General features: G+C 62.7%; 7 protein-coding genes. All 7 read left to right on the top strand.

Translation table 11 applies throughout. The annotated features are described in order from the left end of the window. The coding region (locus tag EAO80_RS19045) for an NADH-quinone oxidoreductase subunit D (RefSeq protein ID WP_122091391.1) at positions 1-1,124 on the top strand (1,124 nt) is incomplete at its 5' end. Further along, positions 1,125-2,192 carry a complex I subunit 1/NuoH family protein gene (locus tag EAO80_RS19040; protein WP_122091389.1) on the top strand — a complete coding sequence of 356 codons (1,068 nt, stop codon included), beginning with the start codon at positions 1,125-1,127 and terminating at the stop codon, positions 2,190-2,192. Continuing rightward, a complete protein-coding gene (locus tag EAO80_RS19035; protein WP_008416687.1) occupies positions 2,189-2,650 on the top strand; it encodes a NuoI/complex I 23 kDa subunit family protein in 462 nt (153 codons plus the stop codon). Before EAO80_RS19040 ends, EAO80_RS19035 begins: the two co-directional genes overlap by 4 nt. Positions 2,651-2,771: 121 nt before the next feature. Continuing rightward, entirely contained in the window at positions 2,772-3,080 is a 309-nt protein-coding gene (locus EAO80_RS19030) for an NADH-quinone oxidoreductase subunit J (RefSeq protein WP_122091388.1), read from the top strand. After that, complete coding sequence (locus tag EAO80_RS19025) at positions 3,070-3,411, top strand: proton-conducting membrane transporter (protein ID WP_122091387.1); 342 nt, start codon at positions 3,070-3,072, stop codon at positions 3,409-3,411. Before EAO80_RS19030 ends, EAO80_RS19025 begins: the two co-directional genes overlap by 11 nt. Before the next feature lie 27 nt (positions 3,412-3,438). Then, positions 3,439-3,741 (top strand): NADH-quinone oxidoreductase subunit NuoK, encoded by a 303-nt coding sequence (nuoK, locus tag EAO80_RS19020; RefSeq protein WP_122091390.1) that lies wholly within the window; start codon positions 3,439-3,441, stop codon positions 3,739-3,741. Positions 3,742-3,745: 4 nt separating this feature from the next. Further along, the coding region (locus tag EAO80_RS19015) for an NADH-quinone oxidoreductase subunit 5 family protein (RefSeq protein ID WP_281273066.1) at positions 3,746-4,555 on the top strand (810 nt) is incomplete at its 3' end.

Genomic DNA, 4,555 nt, shown 5'->3' with positions numbered 1-4,555 from the left:
CGGACACGATGTTCCTCAACATCGGTCCCCACCACCCGGCGACCCACGGTGTGCTCCACCTCAAGACCGTGCTCGACGGCGAACAGGTCGTCGACGTCGATCCCGACATCGGCTACCTGCATCGGTGTGAGGAACAGATGGCCCAGAACGGCACGTACCGCCACCAGATCATGCCGTACCCGGACCGATGGGACTACTCCGCACAGCCGACCAACGAGTACGCGTACGCTCGAACCATCGAGGACATGGCGGATATCGAGGTGCCGGAGTACGCACAGATACTCCGGACGATGTCTGCGGAATTCGGCCGGATGATGGGTCATTTCCTCGCGCTCGGGACGTTCTGTCTCGACATCTACGGGGACTTCACCGCGATCTTCATGTACGCGATTCGCGACCGCGAGAAGGTACAGGACATCCTCGAGGACCTGACCGGCCAGCGGATGATGCTCAACTACTTCCGCGTCGGCGGGGTCGTCTGGGACCTGCCCGAACCTCGCGAGGAGTTCTTCGAGAAGATCAGGGACTTCCTCGAGGAACTCCCGGTCGCGACCCAGGAGTACCACGACCTGATCACGTCGAACGAGATCTTCCAGAAGCGGACGGTCGATACGGGCGTGCTCGACCCCGAGACCGCGAAACAGTACGGCTGTACGGGTCCCGTCGCACGTGCGTCGGGGATCGACTACGACCTGCGACGGGACGATCCCTATGGGTACTACCCGGAACTCGACTGGGACGTCGTCACCGAGGACGCCGGCGACAACTACTCACGCCTGCTCGTGCGTATGCGTGAGGTCGAGCAATCCGCACGAATCATCGAGCAGTGTATCGATCTGCTCGAGGACTGGCCCGAGGACGACCGCGAGATTCAGGCCAACGTTCCCCGGACGCTGCGACCGGACCCCGACGCCGAGATCTATCGTGCCGTCGAGGGCGCGAAAGGTGAGGTCGGGATCTACATGCGTTCGGACGGAACCGACAAACCCGCCCGATTCAAGATCCGAAGCCCGTGTTTCTCGAACCTGCACGCGCTGCCGGAGATGGCTGAGGGCGAGTACGTCGCCGACCTGGTCGCCTCGCTTGGCAGTCTGGACATCATCCTCGGGGAGGTGGATCGCTGAATGGTCCTGCCACTGCAGGACGTCGTCCTCCCCGATAGGATCGCGGACCTGACCGGCCTCGACGGGTTCGGCGCCCTCGGAGAGTTCGTCGCGGCGTTCCTCGCGGCGTTCCTCATCGCCAACATCATGCTTGCGATGAGCGGGGTCGCCGGCCCGTGGGCCAAACGGAAGATCACGGCCGCGTTCACCGACCGGATCGCGGTCAACCGTCATGGACCCGCCGGCATCCTGATCATCCCCGCGGCGTCGGTCCAGCTGCTCGCAAAGGAGCTGATCATCCCTGATGGGGCCGACCGGCCCGCCTACGACCTCGCGCCGCTGATCATCGCCTCCTCGGCGATGCTCGGATTTGCCGTGATCCCGATGGGAAGCGGTATCCACTTGGCTGATCCCGAAACGGGTCTCGTACTCGTCTTCGCGATCGCCTCGATCGCGTCGTTGGGACTTGCGACCGCGGGCTACGCCTCGAACAACAAGTACTCGATGCTCGGCGGGCTGCGAGCGGTCGCCCAGAACATCGCCTATGAGATCCCGCTGATCGTCACGGCCGCCTCGGTCGTGCTCTTCGCGGGCACGCTCCAGATGTCGGAAATCGTCGCCGCACAGGCCGAACCGCTCGCAACGGTCGCGGGCGTCGGCATCCCCTCGTGGTACGCCTTCGTCAACCCGTTCGCGTTCGTGCTCTTCATGATCGCGAACCTGGCGGAAGTGGGCCGCAACCCCTTCGACGTGCCCGAGGCACCTACCGAGATCGTTGCGGGGTATCAGACCGAGTATTCGAGCGTGTACTTCGTGTTGATCTACCTCGGGGAGTTCCTGCACATCTTCCTCGGTGGTGCGATCGTCACGACGATCTTCCTCGGCGGCCCTGCAGGCCCCGTTCTGCCGGGAATCGTCTGGTTCGTCATCAAGATCTGGGCGATCTTCCTGTTCACCCAGTGGGCGCGCTCGGCGCTCCCGCGGGTTCGGATCGACCAGCTGATTGAGATCGGTTGGAAGGGAATGTTGGTACTCTCCTTTGCCAACCTGGTTCTCACGGCCATCATCGTGGGGGTGTTCATCGCATGATCGGACTGTTCAAATCGATGGCAACGACAATGAAACACGCACTCGACGGCAACACGTTCACCGTCGAGTACCCCGAGACCGCACCGGAAGTGAGCCCGCGGTTCCGCGGGGTTCACAAGTTCAGCCAGGAGCGCTGTATCTGGTGTCGCCAGTGCGAGAACGTCTGTCCGAACGACACGATTCAGATCGTTCAGGACGAACAGCGAAACGGCGAGCAGTACAACCTCCACATCGGCCAGTGCATCTACTGCCGGCTGTGCGAGGAGGTCTGCCCCGTCGACGCGATCCTGCTGACTCAGAACTTCGAGTTCACCGGCGATACGAAGGACGACCTGGTCTACAACAAGGAACAGCTCGGAAACGTTCCCTGGTACAAGGACATCGACCCGCTCGAGTCGCGCGAGCCCGACCGCGGCGCGTGGATCGGCGAGGGCGAGGGCGAAGTCGATTACCAGTAGCTCTGGTCCGTTTTTCGCCCCCAGTTATAGCGACAATCAGCGACCGGTATCGACGCGAAAATCCGTACGTGTCACGCCAATCTCGAAATCTTCAAAGGGCGGGCGCATGAGAGTTCAACTAATGGTACTAGAGACAGCGACGTTCGCGCTGTTTGCGGGGGTGACACTTGCGAGCAGTCTCGGCGTCGTCCTCGTTAGGGACGTCTGGCACGCCTCGCTCCTGCTCGCAGTGGCGCTTTCGAGCGTCGCGATCCACTACGTGACGCTGCACGCCGAGTTCCTCGCGGCGGTGCAGATCCTCGTCTACATCGGCGGGGTACTCATCCTGATCACGTTCGCCGTGATGTTGACCCACGACGAGACCGCGGAGGCACAGCGCGGTACACAGGGTATGGGACCGACCGACTCGGAGGCGAGTAATGCCGACTAAACCCGAGCTCAGACTCGGCAGTCATCTCGCGCCGGGGCTTGCGGCGATCGCACTCTTCTGTGTCTTCGCGTTCGTCTTCCTCACCTCGTCGTTCCCTGCCCCGCAGGGGTTTCCGGCCGACGCGAACATCACCGCCAATATCGGCTACGCGCTGTTCAACATCGAGGCCGGTGGCGTGCCCGCAGAAGGGTTCATCGCCGCCTTCTTCGCGATCTCGATCGTGCTCGACGCGGCGCTCGACGGCGCGGTGATGCTCGGACGAAAGGAGGAGGAGGAACCACCTGAGGGGCTCGTCCCCGAACGCGGTGGCTTCGAGGGAGGTGAGGACTGAATGTTCGACCTCCTTCCGACACAGCTTCTGGTGCCCGTGGAGTGGTATCTCGTCCTCTCGGCGGGCGTGTTCTGTATCGGCTTGTTCGGCGTTCTGACGCGCCGCAACGCGCTGATGTTTCTGATCAGCGTCGAACTCATGCTCAACGCAGCGAACATCAATTTCGTCGCCTTCTCGCTGCAGTGGGGCAACCTGACCGGACAGACGTTCGCGCTGTTCGTGATGGCGCTCGCCGCCGCGGAGGTCGCGGTCGGGATCGGGATCATCCTCGTTCTCTATCGTAACTTCCGCGGGATCGACGTAACCGAAGCGGCGACGATGAGGTGGTAAGAAGATGGCATTCGAATACGCTCCCCTGATCGCACTGTTCCCGCTCGCGTCGTTCGTTATCGCGCTCGTCGCGGGCGAGTACCTCCCGAAGAAGGGCGGCCTCGTCGGCATAGTCGCCACGGGCGGTTCGCTCCTGCTTTCGATCTGGGCCATGCTCCGGGTCGCGGGCGGTGAAACCTACGATGAGACGCTCTATACGTGGATTACCGGGCTCGGCGAGGAGACGATCTCGCTCTCGTTCGGCCTCCTACTCGATCCCCTCTCGACGATGATGCTCGTCATCGTCTCGCTGATCGCGCTTCTCGTCCACCTGTTCAGTCTCGGGTATATGAACGACGAGGGTGAAACCGGGCTTCCCCGGTACTACGCCGGCCTCGGACTGTTCACGTTCAGCATGCTCTCCTTCGTCTTCGCGGACAACCTGCTGATGGCGTTCATGTTCTTCGAGCTCGTGGGACTGTGCTCGTTCCTGCTGATCGGGTTCTGGTTCCGCGAGGATGCCCCGTCGAGCGCCGCGAAGAAGGCGTTCCTCGTGACACGCTTCGGCGACTACTTCTTCCTGATCGGCGTCGTCGGGATCCTCACGACGTTCGGTACCGCGCAGTTCGCCGGCGAGGGCGCGTTCCCGCAACTGGCACAGGAGGCCATCGAGGGCGGCGAAACGCTGTTTGGATTCCCCGCCGAGACGTGGATCACGATCCTCGGACTGCTCGTTCTCGGGGGAGTCATCGGCAAGTCCGCGCAGTTCCCGCTTCACACCTGGTTGCCCGACGCGATGGAAGGCCCGACGCCCGTCTCGGCGTTGATCCACGCG

Source organism: Halalkalicoccus subterraneus (assembly GCF_003697815.1).
Taxonomy (GTDB): Archaea; Halobacteriota; Halobacteria; order Halobacteriales; family Halalkalicoccaceae; genus Halalkalicoccus; species Halalkalicoccus subterraneus.
The sequence above is the reverse complement of the archived record's forward strand: the minus strand, read 5'-3'. Positions and strand labels throughout refer to the sequence as shown.